21 protein-coding genes are annotated in these 22,710 nt (G+C 70.4%); 16 read left to right on the forward strand and 5 right to left on the reverse strand.

The genetic code is table 11. The features are described 5' to 3' along the window. The first annotated feature begins 58 nt into the window (after nucleotides 1-58). Complete coding sequence (locus tag AC5677_RS34115; protein WP_497191744.1) at nucleotides 59-739, forward strand: nucleotide-binding protein; 681 nt, start codon at nucleotides 59-61, stop codon at nucleotides 737-739. Beyond that, nucleotides 736-1,026: a hypothetical protein gene (locus tag AC5677_RS34120; RefSeq protein ID WP_497191745.1), complete on the forward strand. Its 291-nt coding sequence runs from the start codon at nucleotides 736-738 to the stop codon at nucleotides 1,024-1,026. Before AC5677_RS34115 ends, AC5677_RS34120 begins: the two co-directional genes overlap by 4 nt. A gap of 127 nt (nucleotides 1,027-1,153) precedes the next feature. Here the strand turns inward: AC5677_RS34120 and AC5677_RS34125 are convergent, their stop codons facing one another. Beyond that, entirely contained in the window at nucleotides 1,154-2,566 is a 1,413-nt protein-coding gene (locus tag AC5677_RS34125) for an amino acid permease (protein ID WP_497191746.1), read from the reverse strand. Nucleotides 2,567-3,400: 834 nt separating this feature from the next. On the opposite strand from AC5677_RS34125, the gene AC5677_RS34130 reads away from it, so the two are divergent. From AC5677_RS34130 to AC5677_RS34155, 6 genes are all read left to right on the forward strand, one after another. Beyond that, nucleotides 3,401-3,706: a hypothetical protein gene (locus tag AC5677_RS34130; RefSeq protein ID WP_497196859.1), complete on the forward strand. Its 306-nt coding sequence runs from the start codon at nucleotides 3,401-3,403 to the stop codon at nucleotides 3,704-3,706. Continuing rightward, complete coding sequence (locus AC5677_RS34135; protein ID WP_497191747.1) at nucleotides 3,679-4,989, forward strand: family 2 encapsulin nanocompartment cargo protein terpene cyclase; 1,311 nt, start codon at nucleotides 3,679-3,681, stop codon at nucleotides 4,987-4,989. Before AC5677_RS34130 ends, AC5677_RS34135 begins: the two co-directional genes overlap by 28 nt. A gap of 2 nt (nucleotides 4,990-4,991) precedes the next feature. Continuing rightward, nucleotides 4,992-5,888, forward strand: a complete 897-nt coding sequence (locus tag AC5677_RS34140; protein WP_497191748.1) for a geranyl diphosphate 2-C-methyltransferase — start codon at nucleotides 4,992-4,994, stop codon at nucleotides 5,886-5,888. A gap of 173 nt (nucleotides 5,889-6,061) precedes the next feature. Then, nucleotides 6,062-6,271 (forward strand): ferredoxin, encoded by a 210-nt coding sequence (locus AC5677_RS34145; protein ID WP_497191749.1) that lies wholly within the window; start codon nucleotides 6,062-6,064, stop codon nucleotides 6,269-6,271. Next, nucleotides 6,261-7,625 carry an NAD(P)/FAD-dependent oxidoreductase gene (locus AC5677_RS34150; protein WP_497191750.1) on the forward strand — a complete coding sequence of 455 codons (1,365 nt, stop codon included), beginning with the start codon at nucleotides 6,261-6,263 and terminating at the stop codon, nucleotides 7,623-7,625. The genes AC5677_RS34145 and AC5677_RS34150 overlap by 11 nt, the downstream gene beginning before the upstream one ends. A 38-nt stretch (nucleotides 7,626-7,663) precedes the next feature. Then, nucleotides 7,664-8,881: a cytochrome P450 gene (locus tag AC5677_RS34155; protein ID WP_497191751.1), complete on the forward strand. Its 1,218-nt coding sequence runs from the start codon at nucleotides 7,664-7,666 to the stop codon at nucleotides 8,879-8,881. 69 nt (nucleotides 8,882-8,950) lie between these two features. Here the strand turns inward: AC5677_RS34155 and AC5677_RS34160 are convergent, their stop codons facing one another. Further along, complete coding sequence (locus tag AC5677_RS34160) at nucleotides 8,951-9,625, reverse strand: CAP domain-containing protein (RefSeq protein WP_497191752.1); 675 nt, start codon at nucleotides 9,623-9,625, stop codon at nucleotides 8,951-8,953. A gap of 518 nt (nucleotides 9,626-10,143) precedes the next feature. Between AC5677_RS34160 and AC5677_RS34165 the strand changes: the two genes are divergently transcribed. Further along, entirely contained in the window at nucleotides 10,144-11,025 is an 882-nt protein-coding gene (locus AC5677_RS34165; protein ID WP_497191753.1) for a carbon-nitrogen hydrolase family protein, read from the forward strand. Nucleotides 11,026-11,040: 15 nt separating this feature from the next. On the opposite strand, the gene AC5677_RS34170 is transcribed toward AC5677_RS34165, so the two are convergent. Then, nucleotides 11,041-11,619, reverse strand: a complete 579-nt coding sequence (locus tag AC5677_RS34170) for a TetR/AcrR family transcriptional regulator (RefSeq protein ID WP_497191754.1) — start codon at nucleotides 11,617-11,619, stop codon at nucleotides 11,041-11,043. 394 nt (nucleotides 11,620-12,013) lie between these two features. Here AC5677_RS34170 and AC5677_RS34175 point away from each other — a divergent pair, with 394 nt between their 5' ends. Genes AC5677_RS34175 through AC5677_RS34190 form a run of 4 tightly spaced genes read left to right on the forward strand, consistent with a single transcriptional unit; the run spans nucleotide 12,014 to nucleotide 16,949 of the window. Next, entirely contained in the window at nucleotides 12,014-12,619 is a 606-nt protein-coding gene (locus AC5677_RS34175) for a (2Fe-2S)-binding protein (RefSeq protein WP_497191755.1), read from the forward strand. Next, nucleotides 12,616-13,608: an FAD binding domain-containing protein gene (locus tag AC5677_RS34180; RefSeq protein ID WP_497191756.1), complete on the forward strand. Its 993-nt coding sequence runs from the start codon at nucleotides 12,616-12,618 to the stop codon at nucleotides 13,606-13,608. The genes AC5677_RS34175 and AC5677_RS34180 overlap by 4 nt, the downstream gene beginning before the upstream one ends. Then, the gene (locus AC5677_RS34185) at nucleotides 13,605-15,731 is read left to right on the forward strand and encodes a xanthine dehydrogenase family protein molybdopterin-binding subunit (protein WP_497191757.1); all 2,127 of its coding nucleotides are present in this window, start codon (nucleotides 13,605-13,607) and stop codon (nucleotides 15,729-15,731) included. Before AC5677_RS34180 ends, AC5677_RS34185 begins: the two co-directional genes overlap by 4 nt. A gap of 60 nt (nucleotides 15,732-15,791) precedes the next feature. After that, nucleotides 15,792-16,949, forward strand: coding sequence for an XdhC family protein (locus tag AC5677_RS34190; protein WP_497191758.1), 1,158 nt, complete (start codon nucleotides 15,792-15,794; stop codon nucleotides 16,947-16,949). A 27-nt stretch (nucleotides 16,950-16,976) separates the two neighbouring features. On the opposite strand, the gene AC5677_RS34195 is transcribed toward AC5677_RS34190, so the two are convergent. Next, the gene (locus tag AC5677_RS34195; protein WP_497191759.1) at nucleotides 16,977-19,094 is read right to left on the reverse strand and encodes a SpoIIE family protein phosphatase; all 2,118 of its coding nucleotides are present in this window, start codon (nucleotides 19,092-19,094) and stop codon (nucleotides 16,977-16,979) included. A 425-nt stretch (nucleotides 19,095-19,519) separates the two neighbouring features. Here AC5677_RS34195 and AC5677_RS34200 point away from each other — a divergent pair, with 425 nt between their 5' ends. The 3 genes from AC5677_RS34200 to qcrB all read left to right on the forward strand — a co-directional run bounded on the left by AC5677_RS34200 (nucleotide 19,520) and on the right by qcrB (nucleotide 22,252). Then, entirely contained in the window at nucleotides 19,520-19,867 is a 348-nt protein-coding gene (locus AC5677_RS34200) for an Ig domain-containing protein (protein ID WP_497191760.1), read from the forward strand. Nucleotides 19,868-19,976: 109 nt separating this feature from the next. Next, nucleotides 19,977-20,534, forward strand: coding sequence for a DUF6328 family protein (locus AC5677_RS34205; protein ID WP_497191761.1), 558 nt, complete (start codon nucleotides 19,977-19,979; stop codon nucleotides 20,532-20,534). A gap of 92 nt (nucleotides 20,535-20,626) precedes the next feature. Then, nucleotides 20,627-22,252 carry a cytochrome bc1 complex cytochrome b subunit gene (gene qcrB / locus AC5677_RS34210; protein WP_497196860.1) on the forward strand — a complete coding sequence of 542 codons (1,626 nt, stop codon included), beginning with the start codon at nucleotides 20,627-20,629 and terminating at the stop codon, nucleotides 22,250-22,252. A 64-nt stretch (nucleotides 22,253-22,316) separates the two neighbouring features. On the opposite strand, the gene ctaF is transcribed toward qcrB, so the two are convergent. Beyond that, nucleotides 22,317-22,709 carry an aa3-type cytochrome oxidase subunit IV gene (gene ctaF / locus AC5677_RS34215; RefSeq protein WP_497191762.1) on the reverse strand — a complete coding sequence of 131 codons (393 nt, stop codon included), beginning with the start codon at nucleotides 22,707-22,709 and terminating at the stop codon, nucleotides 22,317-22,319. Nucleotide 22,710 lies beyond the last annotated feature (1 nt).

Raw genomic sequence — 22,710 nt, forward strand, 5'->3', positions numbered from 1 at the left:
GGGACCGGGTGTCCGACGTCTCTCACTGCTTGCGGGTGAATCACGAAGCCACACCCTCGTGCCGACCGAAAATGGACGATTGCGGCCGTTATTGTCTCTTCTCGTGCCGTTGAGCTGTGCGTTTGTGAACCTCAAGCCCGGCGTCGGGAAGACGACGAGTGCTGTGTGGCTGGCCCATGCGCTTCATGAGGCGGGTCTGTCGCCGCTGCTGGTCGACGGTGACCCGGCCGCTTCCGCGCTGCGCTGGAGCGAGTTGGCCAATGGCTTTCCGTTTCCGGTGATCGCCCTGCCGGTGGGGGACGTCCACCGTCGCGTGAACGACTTCCTCGGCAACCGGCAGGCCGTCGTGCTCGATGCGCCCCAGCTGGAGGACCATCCCCGTATCGCACGCAGCATCATGAGGTACGCCGGTGAGTGGATCGTGCCCGTGACCCCCGCCCCCATCGAACTGGACCGGATGGCGCCCATCCACGGCGAGATGGCGGACGTGCAGTCCCTGCGTGCCGAGCCGGCCCGCACGGCGGTCCTGCTCAATCGCACCAACCGTCCCGATGCCACGCGCACCGGGCCCGATGCGGACGCCCGCGAGGCACTCACCGAGCGGGGTTTCGAGGTGCTGGGCACCCAGATCGCGCGGCTCGACCTGTACGCCCAGTCTTTCGGGAACCCGGTCCAGGCCAAGGGGTCGGCGTACATGGACTTCGCGGAAGAACTGATCAAGCGTCAGGATGAGGCATGAGCCAGCGCAAGGAGAGCTACCGCGCCGCACTGCAGCGCGGGCAGGGCGATGCGGCACCCCGGTCCACCAAGGTCACCACACTGCAGAGCAGATACATCCGGGTGACCGTCGAGGTCGATCCCGACCTGCGAAGCGATCTGACGCGATGGATGGGATGGCCGGTCTCCTCGGTCGTGTTCGCCGGTGGGACCGTCCTGCGTACCCTGGCCGCCACCGCCGGCTGGGTTTCTCGGACCGGAGATCAGGCTGCGCCCGTCCCGCGTGAGGCTCCGGATCCGGGTCGCTGACCAGGTGGCCGGCACGGCAGGGCCGCCCTGCCTGAGGTAGCCGTCACGCAGCGAGGGCCCCGGCCGTGCCATGACACGGCCGGGGCCCTCGCTGCGCGACGGCGCTACCAGGTGAAGCGTTGGTTCGTCAGGCGGTGCCGGTGGCCCGCCGGTCGCGGCGGTGCTTGAAATGGCCCGCGCCTGCCAGCGCCGCCACCACGACGGCGGTGCCGGCGAGCTGATGACGGCCGTCCGGGTTGGCGGCCATGACGGCGAAGACACCGAGAATGGCGGCGAGCGCCAGCCAGGTCAGGTAGGGGAAGCCCCACATCCGCACCGAGAGCAGCTCGGGTGCCTCGCGCTCCAGGCGGCGGCGCATCTTCAGCTGGGTGAGGCAGACGATGGCCCAGACGACCAGCACCGAGCAGCCGGCGATGTTCAGCAACCAGGCGAACACGGTCGTCGGCCAGACGATCCCGGCGATGACGGCCGCGAAGCCGAACACACAGGACGCCACCACCGCTGCCGCCGGCACGCCCCTGGTGACCCTGCCCAGGAAACGCGGGCCCTGGCCCCGGCTGACGAGGGAATACGCCATGCGCGACGAGCCGTAGATGTTGGCGTTCATCGCGGAGAGCAGCGCAACCAGCACCACGATCTGCATGATCGTGCCGGCTGCCGGGATGCCGAGCCGGTCGAGCACGGTGACGTACGGGCCGTCCGTGGCGATCTTCGGGTCGTTCCACGGCACCAGCGTGACGACCACGGCCATGGAACCGATGTAGAAGACCGCGATACGCCAGACGGCGGTACGGACGGCACGGGCCACGTTCCGGCTCGGCTGGTCGGACTCGGCCGCCGCGATGGTGACGGTCTCCAGCCCGGCGAACCCGGAAATGGTGGTCAGCAGCCCCGCGGCGAGCCCGGCGGCGCCGGTCGGGAAGAAGCCGCCGTGGCCGGTGAGATGGCTCGCGCCAGGTGCGCTGCCGAACACCCCGAGAATGCCGAGCACACCCAGCACCAGAAACGCGATGATCGTGGTGACCTTGATCGCCGCGAACCAGAACTCGAACTCGCCGAAGTTCTTGACCGCGGTCAGATTGCTGGCGCAGAAGAACACCATGAAGATCGCCACCCAGCCGTAGGCGGGGATGAACGGGACCCAGGTGTGCATGATCGTCCCCGCCGCGGTGGCCTCGGCGGCCACGCCGGCGCAGAGCATCAGCCAGTACATCCAGCCCGAGGTGCTACCCGCCCATGAGCCGATTTCCTCCTCGGCATGCACGGAGAACGAGCCGGTGGAGGGCCGGGCCGCGGACATCTCGCCGAGCATCCGCATGATCAGCATGACCAGCGCGCCGGTACCCATGAAGAGGAGGACGATGGCCGGCCCGGCCGCGGCGATGCCGACCCCGGATCCTACGAAGAGCCCCGCGCCGATGACGCCGCCGAGCGCGATCATCGAAAGATGGCGCTGCTTGAGGCCGTGCGACAACACGGGCTCGTTGTTCTGCACGGCCTCCGGGGAGCCCTGGGGTGACCTGGTGGTTGTCGGACTCATGGTCGTGCCTGTTCATTTTGAGACGTTCGTAAGCCGCACGAGTCTGCGGGGATTCGTGACGTGTATGAGGTGAACGCCCACTATTCGGACCGTTCGCTCACGAGTGGTGAAGGAGCTGACACGCATGGAGATGTCATCTCCTGTGGCGGTGGCCGCTCGTTGAGCGCTGCATGACGGGCTCCGGCCGAGCGGTGGGTACCGGTGGGCCGTGGGCGCCGTTTCGCCGGGTCGTGCCACCGTTCGCCGTGGTCAGCCGTCCCGCGGGTGCGCCGTTCTCCGCGGAAGGCGAACGCGTGGCGAGGGGGACTGATCGCGTGCGGCCGATCGCGTCGGCCGCACGGTGCCGGTGCCTGATGTCACGTCATATCGCGCTGTGCGTACCGAAGATGGGGCCGTGGATGTGGCTCTCCCGCGTCTCAAACACCCTCTCGATCGGATAGTCCGAATGCCGTTGGCCGGTCAGATAAACCCGGCGCGGACCTAGATCACTGCATCGAAGTAACTCCAATGGTCCTACGGGCCGAGCTGGGCGTATCCGCCGTTACTGTTCCCGGTATCCGCATGAATTCCCCGAGATCCGCCCCTTCCTCTTTCATCGGTTGGTCCCGCGTACGCCGACCACCACCCCGCGAAGGAGAGCTCGCCCGATGACCGTTGAGACCAGCCTGGAAGCGCAGCTGGAGACGCCTCGGCAGCCCAGTCTGAGCACCGCGGCCGGCCGCAACCTCGCCACCACGACCGGGCCTGCAGCACCGAAGCAGGAGACCAGTTCCCGCCGGCGGTCGCGGGTGCCGCTGTGCAATCGGTCCGCCCGCTCCCGACGATCCCGACGAGCTGCTCTGCCGTTGCGGCACCACGCTCTTCCTCGCCCACCCCAGGAAGATCACGGCAATCAGGAGTGAGTGCCGCGTCCACGGGCGTCGTACCTGGTCACCACCTACTCCTCCGCCGCCGTCACGGAGCCCGATGCGCTCGACGTGGCGCAGAACGTGCAGATCTCCCGCAGGCGTGACGGGAGGCCCCGGCCGAGGGCCACGACGGCCCGGACCTTCCCGACCGGGCGAGACGCCCGGGATCCGGGACAGCCCACCCACCTCACCAAGGAGCCACGGATGCCCGATCCTGGGAATTCCTCTCTGACGTCGAGCCTGCCTGCCGCCGCGGCCCGCTCCGGGACCCACGCCGCGCGGCCCGTACTGCCCGGTCCGCCCTCCGTCCCCAAACCGGTCACCGGGGCCGTTCCCGTGGACGCGTCCGCACCCGACGACGGCCCGGGTGAGGACCTGATCGTCCGGCACGGGGAGGAGGGAGCCGCCGCGGCGACGCCGTCCCACGCCGTTCTGGAACGGATCCTGCGCGGCCCCAGCGGTCTGGGCACGGCGGGCCTGCATCTGGTCCGGCGCGCGGAGCCTCCGGTGTCCTCGGAGCCCGAGGCGCCGGCGGAGGGCAATCCGATCCCGGGCCTCTACCACCACCCGGTGCCGGAGCCCGACCCGGTGCGGGTGGAGGAGGTCAGCCGCAGGATCAAGGAATGGGCGGTGCACGAGGTCCAGGCGTACCCGCCGGAGTGGGAGGACCAGTTCGACGGCTTCTCCGTCGGCCGCTACATGGTCGCCTGCCATCCGGACGCTCCCACCGTCGACCACCTGATGAGCGCCGCCCGGCTGATGGTCGCCGAGAACGCGGTCGACGACTGCTACTGCGAGGACCACGGCGGCTCACCCGTCGGTCTCGGCAGCCGCCTCCTGCTGGCGCACACGGCTCTCGACCCGCTGCACACGACGAAGGAGTACGAGCCGGGGTGGGTGGAGTCGCTCCAGTCGGACGCCCCTCGGCGTGCCTACCGCTCCGCCATGGAGTACTTCCTGAAGCTGGCCACCCCCTCCCAGGCGGACCGGTTCCGGCATGACATGGCCCGTCTGCACCTGGGGTATCTCTCGGAGGCCGCCTGGGCCGAGACGGACCATGTGCCCGAGGTGTGGGAGTACCTGGCGATGCGCCAGTTCAACAACTTCCGTCCCTGCCCCACCATCACCGACTCCGTCGGCGGCTACGAACTGCCGGCGGACCTGCACGCCCGGCCCGACATGCAGCGGGTCATCGCGCTCGCGGGCAACGCCACCACCATCGTCAACGACCTGTACTCGTACACCAAGGAACTCAAGAGCCCCGGCCGGCACCTGAATCTGCCCGTGGTGATCGCCGAACGTGAGGGCCTCTCCGACCAGGAGGCCTACCTCAAGGCGGTCGAGGTCCACAACGACCTCATGCACGGCTTCGAAGCCGAAGCCGCCGCCCTGGCCGCCGACTGCCCCGTCCCGAGCGTGCTGCGCTTCCTGCGCGGGGTGGCCGTATGGCTCGACGGCAACCACTACTGGCACCAGACCAACACCTATCGATACAGCCTGCCCGATTTCTGGTAAGGATGGAGTTATCTGTGACCAGCACCGAAGTCACCACCCTCAACGGCATTTCCGCTTTCGTCCCCGCCCCGGCGTCGCCCTACCAAGGTGACATCGCCCGTTACTGGGACCAGGAAGCCCGGCCCGTGAACCTGCGTCTCGGTGACGTCGACGGGCTTTACCACCACCACTACGGCATCGGCGACGTCGACCACGCCGCCCTCGGGGACCCTGGCGACAGCGCGTACGAGAAAAGGCTGATCTCCGAGCTCCACCGCCTGGAGTCGGCACAGGCCGAAGTCCTCTTGGACCACCTCGGCGCCATCGGGCGTGACGACACCCTCATGGACGCCGGCTGCGGCCGCGGCGGCTCGATGGTCATGGCGCACCAGCGGTTCGGCTGCAAGGTCCAGGGCGTCACCCTGTCGGCCAAGCAGGCCGACTTCGCCAACCAGCGCGCCCGTGAACTCGGCATCGACGACCACGTCCGCGCCCGGGTGTGCAACATGCTCGACACGCCCTTCGACACGGGGCAGGCCGCGGCCTCGTGGAACAACGAGTCGAGCATGTACGTCGACCTGCACGACCTCTTCGCCGAGCACTCCCGTGTCCTCGCGGTCGGCGGGCGCTATGTGACCATCACCGGCTGCTGGAATCCGCGTTACGGCCAGCCCTCGAAGTGGGTCTCCCAGATCAACGCGCACTTCGAGTGCAACATCCACTCACGCCGCGAGTACCTGCGCGCCATGGCCGACAACCGTCTCGTACCGCAGACGGTCATCGACCTGACTCCCGCGACCCTGCCCTACTGGGAGCTGAGGGCCACGTCCTCCCTGGTCACCGGCATCGAGGAGGCGTTCATCAACTCGTACAAGGACGGCTCCTTCCAGTACGTCCTGATTGCCGCCGACCGCGTCTGACCGACCGCCGGCAGCGAGGGGCGGGCCCGTCATCCGACGGCCCGCCCCTTTCGCGTGCAGCCGCCGCGACGGCCTGCACACTCCGACGGACCAGCACCGCCTGCACCGCACCTTGATCGGTAATAGGAAGGAGGCGACGAGGCGCGGCGCGGGAGACGGGAGGAGCGGCCGGGATGAATGTTGTCGTCGACCTCAATCGATGCCAGGGCTATGCGCAGTGCGCGTTCCTCGCCCCGAAGGTGTTCATGCTGCACGGCGAGGAGGCCCTGTTGTACAGCCCGGTCGTCCCGGAGGAGCAGCAGGAACGGGTACGCCGGGCCGCGGCGGCATGCCCCGTGCAGGCCATCGTCGTCGGCGAGGAGGCGGGTCCCGGTGAGCGGTGAGCCGCGCGACGGCCGGATCGTCATCGTCGGCGCGTCGCTCGCCGGGCTGCGGGCCGCGGAGACGTTGCGCGCGAAGGGCTTCGCCGGCTCGCTGACCCTGATCGGGGAGGAGACCCAGGCCCCGTACGACCGGCCGCCGCTGTCCAAGCAGGTGCTGCTCGGCAAGGTGCCCGCGGACCGCACCGGGCTGCCGCAGCGTCTCGATGTGGCGGCCGAATGGCGACTCGGTGTGCGGGCGACAGGGCTCGATCCGTACGAGAAGCGGGTCCTTCTCGCCGACGGGTCGCAGGTGCCCTTCGACCGGCTGCTGATCGCCACCGGTACGCGTGCCCGGCCCTGGCCGAACCCCGACGAGGCCGCCCTGGACGGGGTGTTCACGCTGCGCACGAGCGGGGATGCGAGCCGTCTCGCGGAGTGTCTCGACGCCGGGCCGCGGCGGGTGCTGATCGTCGGGGCCGGTTTCACCGGTTCCGAGATCGCCTCGGCCTGCATCGAGCGTGGCCTCGACGTGACCGTCGTGGAACGTGGCCCGGCGCCGCTCGTCGGCGCCCTCGGCGGGACGCTCGGCGTGCTCGCCGCGAGGCTGCAGCGGGCGCACGGCGTCGACCTGCGCTGCGGAGTGACGGTCACCGCCCTGGAGGGCAACGGGCGGCTGACCGGCGCGCGGTTCTCCGACGGTACGCGCATCGACGCCGACGTTGCCGTGATCGCCCTGGGCGCGGTCCGCAACACCGAGTGGCTGGCCGAATCGGGGCTCGCCGCGGGGCCGCGCGGGGTGACCTGCGACGCGGGGTGCCGCGCCTTCGACATGTACGGGATCGTCACCGACGATGTCTTCGCCGCCGGTGACGTGGCCCGCTTCCCGCATCCGCTCTTCGAGTACCAGCTGCTGTCCCTGGAGCACTGGGGCAACGCCGTCGCCCAGGCCGAGGTGGCCGCGCACAACATGGTCAGCCCCGGCCCGCGCCGGCGACCGCATCTGTCCGTACCGTCCTTCTGGTCCAGCCAGTTCGGCCTCAACATCAAATCCGTGGGCGTGCCCACCTTCTCCGACGAGGTGGTCATCGCTCAGGGCTCGCTCCGGGAGGCCAGGCTCGTCGCCGTCTACGGCTACAAGGGGCGGGTCACCGCGGCGGTGAGCGTCAATCAGGCCAAGTCGCTGGAGTACTACCAGCGGCTGATCGAGACGGCGGCGCCCTTCCCGCCCGCGCCGGGAGCCGCCGACCAGGCCGAGTCCGCGGTCCCCGTCCCCTCCGACGTACCGGAACCGCGGGTGCTCTCGCACGGTCCGACCGTTGCGCTCACCGGTCATCTGCCGGACCGGCGCCTGACCCTGGTGCGACCGGCCCGCTGAGACCACCGTCACCGCAGAGCGAAGAGGAGCCCCCGGCCATGGCTGCGGACACCCTGTTCCATCGGATCACCGACTACGCGCACCGCGCCGACCCCTATCCGCTCTATGCCGAGCTGAGAGAGGAAGGGGTGGCACGACAGGAGGACGGCAGCTACCTGGTCGGGACGTACCACGAGATCGAGGAGCTGCTCCACGACCCGCGGATCAGTTCGGACCGCCGTAACCGCACCGTCCCCGACCCGACGGCCGGCGGCGAGGAGGGCCTGATGCCGTCCTTCATCGGGCTCGACGACCCCGAGCACCACCGGCTGCGCAGCATCGCGATGCGCTCCTTCGGACCGCCGCACACCCCGGGCCGCATCGACGCACTCCAGGGCGAAATCGCCGGGATCGTCACGGAACTCCTCGCCGGGCTGCGGGGCAGGGACCGCATCGACATCGTCGACGACTTCGCCTACCCGCTCCCGGTCACCGTGATCTGCCGGCTGCTGGGCGTACCGACCGAGGACGAACCCGAGTTCCGCGCATGGTCGGACGCGATCGTCGCGGGATTCGACCCCACCCCCGGGGAGGACCCCGCGGAGCGGCAACGCGTGGCTGCGGAGGCACGCAAGGCGATGGGGCTGTATCTGGGCGGGCTCGCCGAGAAGCGGCGCGCCGAGCCGGCCGACGACATGCTCTCCGCGTTCGTCGGCGGCGACGGCACGGACGGGCAGTTCACCCCGATGGAGCTCATGACCACCTCGGTCCTGCTGCTGATCGCCGGGCACGAGACCACCGTCAACCTCATCACCAACGGCGTCCTCACCCTGCTGCGCCACCCCGACCAGCTGGACCGGCTGCGCAAGGACCCCGCGCTGATGCCCATGGCGGTGGAGGAGCTGCTGCGCTTCGAGCCCCCGGTCCAGCTGCTGCCGCAACGCACCCCGCTGGCCGATATCGAGGTCTTGGGCGTCACCGTCCCCAAGGGCGCGCCCCTCATCCTGATGCTCGCCTCCGGCAACCGCGACCCCTTGCGCTTCCGCGACCCCGACCGCTTCGACCCGACCCGCGAGGACAATCAGCACCTGGGATTCGGCAGCGGCATCCACAGCTGCTTCGGCGCACCGCTCGCCCGTCTGGAGACCCAGATCGCGCTGACCGGGCTGCTCCGGCACCTCGGCGATCCCCGCCTGACCGAGGATCCCCCTCCGTACCGGCGCAGCCCGGTCCTGCGCGGTCCGCGTCATCTGGTCGTCGAGGTCGACCCGGCGTAGCGGTGTCCGGGAGCGGTGACCTGGCCGCCGCCCCGGGGGTGGACCGGGCGCGCGGCCGGTGCCGGCCGGTTATCGCGCCGTGCCGAAGTCCTGCGTCCAGTAATCATTGGGCTGCGCGAGACCCACACCGATTTCCTTGAAGGAACAGTCGAGGATGTTGCGCTTGTGGCCGGGGCTGTCCATCCAGCCCTTCATCACGCTCTCGGGGGTGGAATAGCCGTAGGCGACATTCTCGCCGTAGGAGCTCCACTTGTAGCCGGCCCGCGTGATCCGGTCACCCGGCGACGAACCGTCGGAGCCGGTGTGGGACATGTTCCGGTGGTCGGCCATGTCCTTGCTGTGATCCTGCGCGGCCTTGGTCAGTTCTGCATTCAGGGTCAGCGGTGAGCATCCCGCCTTGCTGCGCTCGCTGTTGACGAGTTCCAGAATGCGGGCCGCGGTCTTGGAGGCCGGTGCGGCGGATTTCGAGGAAGAGGAAGAGGGCGCGGGAGCGGGGGAGGAACTCTTGGCGGGGGCCTTCGACTGGTGCTTCGCCGCGGCGGCCGGCTCCGGATTCCAGGTGTGCTTCCCGGACCGGTGATGGTGCCGGAAGGCCGCGTTCTCCCACCGGCCGTGGCCCTGACCGGCCTCGTTCCCCTGCCCGTTCCAGCACGCCATGGCGGCGGAGGGCACGGCGACGGCGCCGATGGCGAGGGTGGCGACGGTTATCTTCCGGTAGTGCCGCTTTCTGCGGTGCTTCGTCATGCGTGACCTCACTGAGCTGCGGGGATGCCGTGGGGTCGTCATTCTTGGGACCGCTTCCGCGCGGGGCAAGAATGCGTGAATACTAGGTTGCATAGTAGATGCGAACGGCTCTTGCCATGGGTGTGCGGGCGTGCTGCCGGAAAGATGGATCTTCCGTGCATTGCTGGTGCTCCGTCAGAAATCCTTATGCGGTCAATGCGCGGGGAGCGGAGCCGGGGCGATCGAATGCCGACGCCTCACCCGCAGGCTATTTCTCCATCAAGGCGGAAAAATCCCTTTTGCTGCTGGGGGTATTGGCTACTATCCGACATAGTTGTCGCCGGGTCCTCCTATGGCGGATGTCACAGGAGTGTGTATGACGCCCTTGCGATCCGGCGTCGGACGGGTATGCGCTCGCGGGCCAGGTGCACTTCTGTGACGATTGCTGCGGTGCTCCTGTCGGCCGCTGATGCGGCGGTCGCCTACCGGGGCCCGCGGCCCGCGGCCCCGGTCACCGTTACCGAGGACGGACGCCGCCTATGCACACTCTCGCCATCGCCGCCCTCCAGACCGCACCCGTGGCGCACGATCCGGATGCGAGCTGGAAGCGCTTCGCGGACCAGGTCTGGGCCACCCACGCGCTGTTCCCCCACGTCCAGCTCCTCCTCGTCCCCGAGCTGCTGCTCGCCGCCGAGAGCCCGCTGCTCCAGTCGACCGCCGACTGGATGGAACGGGCCGCCGTCCCGATCCCCGGCCCGCTCACCGACCGGATCTGTGCCCTCGCCACGGAGACCGGCCTTTGGATGGTCCCGGGCACCCTCTTCGAGCGGGCCGAGAGCGGCAATGTCTACAACACCGCCCTCGCCATCTCCCCGGCGGGCGAGATCGTCGCGCGCTACCGCAAGATCTTCCCCTGGCAGCCCTACGAAAAGGCCACCCCCGGCGATGAGTTCGTGGTCTTCGACATACCCGGCACCGGCCGTGTCGGGCTGGCCATCTGCTACGACGGTTCCTTCCCGGAAACGGTGCGCCAGCTCGCCTGGCTCGGCGCCGAGATCGTCATCCAGCCCACCCTGACCACGACCCGCGACCGCGAGATGGAGCTGGTCTGCGCCCGCGCCAACGCCTGGACCAACCAGCTCTACGTCGTCAACGTCAACGCCGCCGACCCGGCCGGCGTCGGCGTGAGCGTCATCGTCGACCCCGAGGGCATCGTCCGCCAGCAGGCCGGCACCGGCGAGGAGATCCTCGTCGACGTGCTGGACCTGGACGCCGTGGCCCGCGTCCGCCGCTACGGCTCCGCGGGCATCAACCGCCCGTGGGACCAACTCGCCCGCTACGGGGAGGAGATAGCGCTCCCGATGTACGGCGGCACGTTCCGCACGCCGGGCTGGCTCAAGGGTGGAAACGGGCAGCGCTGAGGCGGTGCGCCTCGCTCAGGGGCGGGGGGCGCCGGCCCGCAGGCCGTCCATGACGAGGTCCAGCAGGCGCCCGGCGCGGGTCTGCCACTCCCCGTGCGGGTCGATCTGCCAGAGACCGGCGATGGCGAGCAGGAAGTCGTCGGGGGTCACCCCCGGGCGGATGGTGCCGGCCTCCTCGTTCGCCGTCAGGAGCAGGGTGACGGCGGAGGTCAGCGGGGCGCGGCCCCATTTGGCCAGGCTGCCGTGGGTGCTGGTGGCCTTGCGCATCGCGTCGGCGAGGCCGGCCTTGGCCATGGCGTACCGGGCGAGGCGGTCCATCCACTCCCGCAGGGCCTGGTCGGGTGCGCGGGTCTCCAGCAGCTGGGCCGCGGCGTCGGAGACCTGCCGGACCTCGTGGCAGTAGACCTCCAGAACCAGTGATTCGCGGTTGGGGAAGTGGCGGTAGAACGTCCCCTGCCCGACGCCCGCCTTCTTGGCGATCGCGCTCAGCGGGGCGTCGGCCGAGACGGTCAGCTCCGCCAGCGCCACTTCCAGGATGCGCTCGCGATTCCGTTGCGCGTCCGAGCGCAGTGGCGCGTCTTTCCTCTGCTGCACTCGTCCTCCTTCCGGGCATCGCGGCCGTTTTCCGGGGAGCGCGTCCGCCTTCCGGAGGTCCTGGCCGGACCGGTCTTGCTAACCGGACAACTGTCCGGTAGGTTCACACTAACGGACAGTTGTCCGCTTGGGCTCACCATAGCGGCAGATGCGGCCGGTGGGGACCTCCGGTGACCACCGCAACCGGCATCTCGCCCACCGCACCCGCCGTCGGCGCCCGAGCTGACGCCCCCATGCACAGCGCCACCTCCTTCCGATCCCCCTGCCGGGATCGTCCCGACCGACCCCTCGCTCCCGCGTGACAGGCATCGCTCGACTCCCCGGTTGACCGGACCGGCATCAGGCGTGCGCCTCGCCGCCCGCCGCGCACCAGATACGCGAAAGAAGGCTGATCATGGCCCTATCGACGTCCAGCGCCATCACCTTGCACATCAACGGCGAGAAGCACACGCTGCCCGTCGACCATCGCACCACCCTGCTCGACGCGCTCCGCGAGCGTCTCGACCTGACCGGCACCAAAAAGGGCTGTGACCAAGGCCAGTGCGGCGCCTGTACGGTGCTGCTCGACGGGCGCCGGGCGGTCGCCTGCCTCCAGCTCGCGGTGGCCGCCGAGGGGCGTGAGGTCACCACCATCGAGGGCGTGGCGGACGGCGAGCGGCTGCACCCGGTGCAGCAGGCCTTCCTCGACCTCGACGGCTACCAGTGCGGCTACTGCACACCGGGGCAGATCTGTTCGGCCATTGCGGTGATCGAGGAGCATGCGGCGGGCTGGCCGAGCGCCGCCACCGCCGATGTGCGCCCCGATGCGGAGGTGCCGCCGCTGACCGCCGACGAGATCCGGGAACGGATGAGCGGCAACCTGTGCCGTTGCGGCGCGTATGTGTCGATCGTGCAGGCGGTCGCGCGGGCGGCGGAGGCCGAGGCCGGGAACGCCGGGAAGAAATCCGCGGAGAAGGCGGACGAGAACGCGGACGAGAAGGCTGAGGAGACGGCGGCATGAGGGAATTCGGCTATCAGCGCGTGTTCGACGTCCCCGGTGCGGTCGCCCTGCTCGGCGCCGACCCCGAGGCGCGTTTTCTCGGCGGCGGCACCAATCTCGTCGACCTGATGAAGGCCGGGGTGGAGCGGCCCGCGCTGCTCATCGACGTACGCGAACTTCCCCTGGACCGGATCGAGGTCACGAGCGACGGCGGGCTCCGCATCGGCGCCACGGTCAGCAACAGCGATCTCGCCGCCCATCCCGAAGTACGCCGCCGCTACCCGGCGTTGGCGCAGGCCGTCCTGGCCGGTGCGTCCGGGCAGCTGCGCAACATGGCCACGGTCGGCGGAAATCTGCTCCAGCGCACGCGCTGCGGCTACTTCACCGACCTGGCCAAGCCGTGCAACAAGCGGGTCCCCGGCAGCGGCTGCCCCGCCATCGAGGGCGAGCACCACAACCACGCGATCCTCGGTGCCTCCGGGCACTGCGTGGCCATCCACCCCTCGGACATGGGGGTGGCGCTGGCCGCCTTCGACGCCGTCGTCTCGTACGAAACGGCGGACGGGGCGGGCGAGTTGCCGCTTGCGGAGTTCTATCTGCCGGTGGGCGAAACCCCGCATCTGGAGACCGCGCTGCCGCCCGGCGCGCTGATCACCGGCATCACCCTGCCGCCGGCTCCGGTCGCCGCCACCTCCCGCTACCGCAAGGTGCGCGAGCGCGCCTCGTACGCCTTCGCCATCGGCTCGATCGCCGCCGCACTCGACGTCCGGGACGACGTCGTGCGCGAGGTGCGCCTCGCCTTCGGGGCGGTCGCCTCCCGGCCGTGGCGGGCCCGGGAAGCCGAACGGCTGCTGACCGGTGGACCGGCGAGCGCCGAAGCGTTCGCCGCCGCCGCGGACGCCGAACTGGCAGCCGCCGAGGCGCTGCCCCACAACGGATACAAGGTGACGCTGATGCGCAACCTCGTCGTTGCCCTGCTGACCGAGCTCACCGAGGAGGCCGCCCGATGACCACGGCGACAACGGCAACCACCCCCGCAGCGGGGGTCGTCGGCACGGCACACACCCGGATCGAGGGCCTGGCCAAGGTCACCGGCGCGGCCCGCTACGCCGGCGAGATCCCCTTCGCCGAACTCGCCCACGGCTGGCTGGTGTTGTCCACCATCGCCCGCGGCCGGATCCGGTCCGTGGAGTCCGCCCCCGTCCAGGAGATGCCCGGCGTCCTCGCCGTCCTGCACCACGGGAACGCACCGCGCGTCGACGGCGACTACCTGGGCCTGCTGGGGCGCCCCGACCCGATCGTCGAGGTCTTCCAGCACGACCGGGTGCCGTTCGTCGGCTGGCCGGTGGCGCTGGTCGTCGCCGAGACGTCCGAGCAGGCCAGAGAGGCCGCCGAGGCGCTGGTGGTCCACTACGACACGGAGCCGCACGACGTCGCGTTCGCCGCCGGACGCCCCGGTACGTACACGCCGGACGCCGACGGCATGCGGACGGAGAAGGGCGCCCTGGAGGCCGAACTCGCCGCGTCCGCACATGTCGTGGACGCCGAGTACACCACGCCCGAAGAGCATCACTGCGCGATGGAACCGCATGCGGCGATGGCGCGCTGGGACAGCGGGCGCCTCGAAGTCGTCGACTCCAACCAGGGCAGCACCTGGGTCGCGGACGAGCTGGCGAAGCTGTTCTCCCTCGACCCGACCTCGGTACGGGTGCGCTCCGAGCACGTCGGCGGCGCCTTCGGATCCAAGGGCCTGCGGGTGCACCAGATCCTCGCCGTGATGGCGGCGACCGTCCTGCACCGCCCCGTCCGGGTCGTACTGACGCGACGTCAGACGTTCTCGCTGGTCGGCTACCGCAGCCCCACCACGCAGCGCGTCCGGCTCGGGGCCGACGCCGACGGGCGGCTGCGCGCCCTCGACCACCAGGCGCAGAACCTCTCGTCGACTGTCCATGAGTTCGTGGAGCAGAGCGCCGGGTTCGGGCGCCCCCTGTACGACGCCGACGCGCACCACACCGTCAACCGCGTCGTCCGCCTCGACGTGCCCACGCCGACCTTCGTCCGCGCGCCCGGGGAGGCGCCCGGCTCGTTCGCCCTGGAGTCCGCGCTCGACGAACTCGCCGAGAAGTGCGGCCTGGACCCGATCGCGCTGCGGGCCCGCAACGAACCGGAGGTGGGGCCCGTCTCCGGGCTGCCGTTCAGCAGCCGCAATCTGCCGGCCTGCTTCGAAGAGGGCGCCCGCAGGTTCGGCTGGGCGGACCGGGACCCGCGTCCGGGCCTGCGCCGCGAAGGGCGCTGGCTGCTCGGCACCGGCACCGCCACGGCCACCTTCCCGGTGCTGGCCGGCCCGGCCACGGCGGCCGTGACGGCGGAGGCCGACGGGACGTTCACGGTGCGGATCACCGCGGCGGACGTCGGGACGGGGGCGCGGACCGCGCTCACCCTGATCGCCGCGGACGCCCTGGAGGTGGCACCGGAGCGCGTCCATGTGCGCATCGCCGACAGCGACTTCGGCCCGGCGATGATCGCCGGCGGCTCGATGGGCACTCGCTCCTGGGGCTGGGCGGTCACGGCCGCGGTGCGCGATCTGCGGGAGCAGCTGGCCCTCGGCGGTGACATTCCGCCGCAGGGCATCACCGCTCGCTCGGACACCAGCCAGGCCCTCGGCACGCTGACGAAGAAGGAACGGCACTCCTACGGGGCGCAGTTCGCCGAGGTCGCCGTGGACGTCACCACCGGTGAGGTGCGCGTGCGGCGGATGCTCGGCATCTTCGCCACCGGCCGGATCATCAACCCGCTCACCGCCCGGAGCCAGTTCATCGGCGGCATGATCTGGGGCCTCTCCATGGCGCTGCACGAGGAGGCGATCCGGGACCAGGCCTCGGGCGGCCATGTCGGCGCGGACCTCGCGGGCTATCACGTCGCCGCGAACGCCGATGTACCGCTCATCGAGGCGGACTGGGTGGACGACGTCGACGAGGACGACCCGGTCGGCATCAAGGGGATCGGCGAGATCGGGATCGTGGGCGCCGCGGCGGCGATCGCCAACGCGGTCTGGCACGCGACCGGTGTGCGTCACCGGCAGCTGCCGATCCGGCCCGACCGTGTCCTCCAGGCGGGTGGCGGGGCCGGCTGAGCCCGCCCGTCCGCCCCACCGCCGCGACCCCGCCGGCCCACGAACCAGGAGGAGACCGAGATGCTGGACATCGCCGATGAACTGCACCGATGGGTCGAGCAGGGCCGGGACTTCGCCGTCGCCACCGTCGTGGCCGTCGGCGGCAGCGCCCCGCGCAGCCCCGGCGCCGCCCTCGCCGTCGACAGCGAGGGCACGGCCATCGGCTCGGTCTCCGGCGGCTGCGTGGAAGGGGCGGTCTACGAGTTGTGCGTCCAGGCGCTTCAGGACGGCACAACGGCGTACGAACGCTTCGGCTACAGCACCGAGGACGCCTTCGCGGTGGGACTGACCTGCGGCGGAGTCATCGAGGTCCTGGTCACGCCGCTGCGCGCGGACGCACCGGGCCGGGCGGCGTTCGCCGCGGCGCTGGCGGCCGCCGCCGGCGGCGCGGCGGCCGCCCTCGTCCGGGTGGCCCGGGGCCCGGCCGAACTCCTCGGCAGGGCGCTGCTCGTACACCCCGACGGCTCGTCCGAAGGCACCCTCGGCGGGCATCGGGAGCTGGACCGTACGGCGGTGGGCGAGTCCCGCGCCATGCTGGACGCGGGGCGCACGGGCACGTTCGGCATCTCCGCGGACGGCTCGCGCTGCGCCGCCGAGCTGACGCTGTTCGTCGAGTCGAGCGTGCCGCCGCCGCGCATGATCATTTTTGGTGCGATCGACTTCACGGCGGCGCTGGCGCGTACGGGGAAGTTCCTCGGCTACCACGTGACCGTGTGCGACGCCCGCCCCGTCTTCGCCACGCGGGCCCGCTTTCCCGACGCCGACGACATCGTGGTCGACTGGCCGCACCGCTACCTCCAGCAGACCGCGACCGACGGCCGCACGGTCCTGTGCGTGCTCACCCACGACGCCAAGTTCGACATCCCTCTGCTGGAGGCGGCCCTGCGGCTGCCGGTCGCGTTCATCGGGGCCATGGGCTCACGCCGCACGCACGCGGATCGCAACCGCAGACTCCGCGAGACCGGCGTCACCGAACGCGAACTGGCCCGGCTCCGCTCGCCGATCGGCCTCGACCTCGGCGCCCGTACGCCCGAGGAGACCGCCCTGTCCATCGCGGCGGAGATCGTCGCGGCCCGGCAGGGTGGTACGGGCCTTCCGCTGACCGGCTCGGGCACACCGATCCACCACGACCGTGCCGCGCGCGGCACCGCCGCGTCCGGGCCGGACGCGGCGGCCTGATCCGTCCTCGCCGCGGCTCTCCCCGTATCAGTCGGGGTCGGTCCGCTCCGCGGCCAGGAGCAGCAGCGCCACATCGTCCTGCCGGTCCACCTCCGCATGGCGGCTCTTCAGCAGGACGTCGGCGAGGCGGTCCGGGCCCAGGTTCGGCGCGTCGTCGAGGCGCTGGGCGAGCTCGGCGAGTGAGCGGTCGAGGTCGACGCCCGGCGTCTCCACGAGGCCGTCGGTGTAGAGCGCCAGCACCGAATCCGGCGGCAGATCGGTCTCCGTGGCGGAGTAGCGGGCGTCGGGATCGATGCCCAGCAGCAGCCCTGCGGGGACGTCCACCACGGTGGTGGGCCGGCCGGCGCGGCGCAGAAGAGGCGGCGGATGGCCGGCGCTGGCCAGGCACGCCCGGCGGGTGCGGACGTTGATATGGACGTACAGGCAGCTGGTGAACAGGTCCGGGTCCAGATCGGTGAGCAGCCGGTTCGTACGGGCCAGCACCTCGCCGGGGGAGGCACCGGCGGACGCATGGGCGTGCACGGCGGTACGGGCCTGCCCCATGAGGGCGGCGGCCGCGGCGTTGTGGCCCTGCACATCACCGATGACCGCGGCGACGCAGTCCTCGTCGAGGCGGATCAGATCGTAGAAGTCGCCGCCGATGTCCATCCCGCGGGTGGACGGCAGATAGCGGGCGGCGACGGCGAGCCCGGGGACGGCGGGGAGCCGGTGCGGCAGCAGGCCGGCCTGCAGATCATGGGCGAGCTGCTGCTTGGTGTCGTACAGCCGGGCACGGTCCAGCGCCTGGGCGATCAGCCCGGCCAGCGAGGTGAGGACCTGGCGGTCCTCGGGGCTGAAGGTACGGGGGCGGGTGTACGCGAGGATGCAGCAGCCGACCGGGCGGCCGGAGACGATCAGCGGCAGCACGGCCCGCGCCGCCTTGCCCGTCAGACGCGGCAAACCGGGGTAGTACCGTTCGATCTCCTCCGGGCTGGAGTAGAAGCGGGGCTCCCCGCTGGCGAGGGCGTGCACGGCGGGGCTGTTGGCGGCGCCGAGGGCGACCCCCTCGAAGGCGGCGACGGCCTCGGCGGAGTACCCGCGATGGCCCAGGGTCCGCAGCCGTCCGCCCTCCGTCGCGTACATGAGCACGCCCTGGGCGCCGAAGGCCGGCACGATCTGGTCGGCCACGAGGTCGACGACGTCCCGTGTCCCCACGGCCTCCGTCAGCGCGGCCGCCAGATGCAGGACGTGGTAGATCTGCCCGGCCCGCACGGGCATGACCTCGCTCGCCACGGGGACGGGCGTCGCGGCGCGGGAATCCCGGTCCGCGGGACTGATCCACACGCTCAGCCCCCGGCCGTCCGGGAACAACCGGAAGGTGAGCCACTGGTGCGGTGGGCGGCAGGCGGTGAACGACATCGGCCGTCGGCTGATCATCGCGGCGCGGTAGCGGTCCTCGAACATCGGGTCGCCCAGCCACGGCAGACTCTCCCAGGGGCGCGATCCGACCAGACGGGTCTCCGCCTCCCCGAGCAGGTCCGCCGCACCCGTCGTGACCATCGTGACGCGTCCGTCCAGGTCCAGCGCGCAGCAGCCGCCGGGCAGCCGCTCCACGTAGTCGACCGCCGCCTGCGCCTCCTCCGGGCGCACACGCCGCGCGGGCGGCGCCATCAGCACGCGCGGCCCACCGGCCGGTGGCGGGCCGCCGCCCGTCTGCGGGCTCTCGTCCAGCACCGTCGCCAGGTGCCGGCAGCCCTCGTCCACCGCCTCGCGCTCGGCCACCGACAGCTGCGACGCATGACCGGTCGGCCACAGCAGCAGCAAGGCGCCCCGGCACTCCGCCCCCTCGCCGACCGGCGCCGCCACCAGCGCGAAGTCGTACGGCACGGCCACCGCCGTGCGCGGGAAGTCACGCGCCAGCTGCTGATGGCCCGCCGCCCACACCAGGCGCTGCCGGCGCGCCGCAACGGCCACCGGGATCGGGGCTGCCAGGGCGACCCGGCCCCAGGGCTCCAGAAGCGGCGCCGGCAGGCCGCTCATGACGGTCAGCTGCAGCACGGGCTCGTCCGGCGCCAGGACATAGAGCCCGCCGGCGGAGGCCCCGGCCGTCAGCATCGCCCGGAGCAACGCCCGGTCCACCGGATCGGAGTCGGCCCCGCCGTTCATCACGCACCTTCACCCAGCTGCCGTCGGGACATCGAGACCTCTGCGACCCAGCGAGACCTCTGCGACCTGCCGCTTTTGCGACCCGCTGCCGTTCTGCGACCTGCTGCCGCCCCGTGCCGAGCACCAGTCGGCACCGATGGTCGACACCGACGGCCGGCACGGAGGAGAACGATCCGCTCCTCACGTCATGACGCTTCTCCCGGGACAGTGCCGACGTTACGCCGTCGGCCGGGCCGCGGCATTTGAGGAGGAGTGCGCCACCCTTGCGCCTGTCGCCCCACCGCCTGTCACCCCACCGCAGGAACTCCCCGGAAACGAGGTGGTCCTACGCGAGAGCGCCGCGGCGCCGTGCTTACCATCACCGGCATCCCCGGGAGGAATCCGGGCGCCGTGCCACCAACAAGATATTTCAGCCAGGAGGCGGTATGCGGGCGAAAGCGGGCTCGGACCACACGCTGACCATTCAGCCGGCCGGGGGAACAGGACAGCACGCCCGTCCCCATCAGACCTTTGGGCAGCCGCTGAAGGTCCGGCTGGTCGACAGCCGGACCGGCGCGCCGGTGTCCGATGCCCCGGTGACGTTCTCCTGGGAGTCCATGACCCAGCAGGCCCTTTTCGAAGGCGACCGGCCCTATGTCATCGCGCCCACCGATGCGCAGGGATACGCGCAGACCCCGCCGCTCGTGGCGGGCGACGCGGCGGGCACCGCCACCTTTCTCGTCACCGCCGAGGGCGCCGTCGCGCAGGAGTTCGAGATCACGGTCGACGGCTGAGCCGAATGCGCCGGCCCGCCCGGCCGGATGGCGTCGGGTGCGGGACGGCCTCGCCTGACGGTCCGGGACTGCGGCGCGTGAACAGTACGGAATGGGGCCGGGAGGTCGTATGGAGTCGGATCCGCAGCCGCATCCGCAACCGGACCCGCACCCACATCCGGAACACGATGCGCATCGTCCTGCCTATGGCCGGGACGAGTCCGAGGAAGAGCGGGCCGACCGTCGCTGGACCGACATTCTGCAGGAAGTCCGGGTCACGCAGACCGGCGTGCAGATTCTGTTCGGATTCCTCCTCACCGTCGTCTTCACTCCGAGGTTCGCCACCCTCGGCGCGACCGACAGAACCATCTATGTGGTCACGGTGATTCTCGGTGCCGCCACAACCGGCGCACTGATCGGCCCGGTGACCTTCCATCGGTTTGTGACCGGCCGTCATCTCAAGCCGGAAATGGTGATCTGGGCATCGAGGCTGACCATTGTGGGGGTCGTTCTCCTGCTGGCCACCGTCACCTCCGCGATCCTGCTCATTCTGCGCATTGCCGTGCACGACGCCGTGGTGCCGTGGATCATCGCCGGGCTCGTGGTGTGGTTCGCGCTGTGCTGGTTTGTGCTCCCCGCATGGGCCCGGCACCACTACGGGGCCAGGAAGAGACAACCGGACGCATGATGACTCCGCTTGAGCACCCCGGATATCGGTTAGTCATCCGCAAGGCCGAGGCGGCGGCCCGCGACTGCCGCAAGGACGAGGGAGCACAGTGCATGCCTTTCCGCAAGCGTGAAGAGAGCCTTCAGCCGAGGGCTCGGCGAGCGGCCGAACGCGGATTTCACCGCCTGGACGAACGGCTGCCGGCGGCTGAGGCGGGCAAGCTGTTGCGCAAGGCATTCCCGGATCACTGGGCGTTCTTTCTCGGTGAACTGGCGCTGTACAGCCTGCTGGTGCTGGTGCTCACGGGAGTGTTCCTGACGCTCTTCTTCGATCCGGTCATGGCGGAGAGCACCTATCACGGCTCGTACGCCCCGCTGCACGGCACGCGCATGACCCAGGCCTACGCCTCCACGCTGCGGCTGAGTTTCGATGTGCGGGGCGGGCTGCTGATCCGGCAGATCCATCATTGGGCGGCGCTGACGTTCGTGGCGTCCGTCGGTGTGCATCTGCTGCGCATCTTCTTCACCGGCGCCTTTCGCCGGCCGCGCGAAGGAAACTGGATCATCGGGGTGACGCTCTTTCTGCTCGCGCTGCTGGAGGGATTCTGCGGCTACTCGCTCCCCGACGACCTGCTCTCCGGCACCGGTCTGCGCACCGCGGACACCATCATCGGATCCATCCCGATCGTGGGAACGTATCTGTCGTTCTTCGCCTTCGGCGGTGAATACCCCGGACAGCAGATCATTCCGCGCCTCTATACGGTCCACATCCTGCTGGTACCCGGGATTCTCATCGCCATGGTGACGGCCCATCTCATCCTCGTGGTCTTCCTCAAACACACCCAGTGGCGCGGGCCGGGAAGAACGAACAGGAACGTCGTGGGGCAGCCGATGCTTCCGCAGTGGCTCGCCAAGTCGACCGGGCTGTTCCTCATCGTCTTCGGATGCACGGCGGTCCTCGGCGCGGTGGCCCAGATCAACCCGATCTGGAATTATGGCCCTTTCCGTGCGGACCAGGTGTCCACCGATGCGCAACCCGATTGGTACGTAGGCTTCCTTGAGGGCGCGATGCGCCTGATGCCTCCGTGGGAAACGCAGCTGTGGGGCCACACCATCATGTGGAATGTGTTCCTGCCCGCCGTGGTCCTGCCGGGAGTGCTGTTCGCGGCGCTGTATCTGTATCCCTTCTTCGAACGATGGGTGACCGGCGACCGCGGTGAACACCATCTGTGCGACCGGCCGCGGGAACGCCACACCCGCACCGGACTGGGCGTGGCCGTCATCGTCTGCTACGCGGTCCTGTTGCTGGCCGGCGGCAACGACGTCATCGCGTTCGGCTTCGAGCTCTCGTTGAACACGTTGACATGGGTGTTCCGGGTGGCGGTGGTGGTCGCGCCGCCGCTGGCCTTCTTCCTCACCAAGTGGATCTGCCTGGCGCTGCAGCGGCGTGAGCGGGAGCGATTGATCGAGGGCGACGAAACGGGCCTGGTGACCCAGTCGATCTATGGCGACCTGACCGAGGGACGGCGGGCGATGGCCGCGCAGGAACGGCACACGCTGCTGGCACGGTCGGATCCGGAGCCCCTGGAATTCGGCCCCGCCGGGGCGGCGGGGCTCTCCCGACAGGACCGTCTGCGGGTCGCGCTGAACCGGTGGTACTACGGCGACCAGGTGAAGATGCCGGCAACGCCGGAGCAGCGGGAGAAAATCGCGGCACTGAACGCACAGCCGGACGACTGATTGCCGATTGCCGGTTGGCGACCGACGGCTGCCGGTGGGCGATCGACGCGCGCGTCCGCAGGCGTCAGGTGTCGCGCTCCAGGAACTGGAACACGAAGCCGAACACGCCGGAGCCCAGCACCCCCACACCGATGAGGAACAGCCACGCCCCGTACACCACGCCCAGCGCACTGATCGTGAAGCCCACGGCGGTGAGCAGCGGGTAGATGCTGTGCGGCGGGAAGAAGTCCAGGGGACCGGAGCGCTGTTGCACCTCGGCGTCCTTGTGGTCCTCGGGACGGGTGCCCCGTCGGCGGTGCTGCATGAAAAAGAAGAAGCAGACCAGCGACGACATGATGAAAGCGAAGATCAGCGCGGCCGTTCCCGCCGGTTCCCGGTCCGACCACCATGCATAACCGACCGAGGTCACGGCGAAGAAGAGGGCGACGCCGCCGAAGAGAAGGGTCTCGATTTTCACC

The organism is Streptomyces sp. JLSY215 (assembly GCF_059682825.1).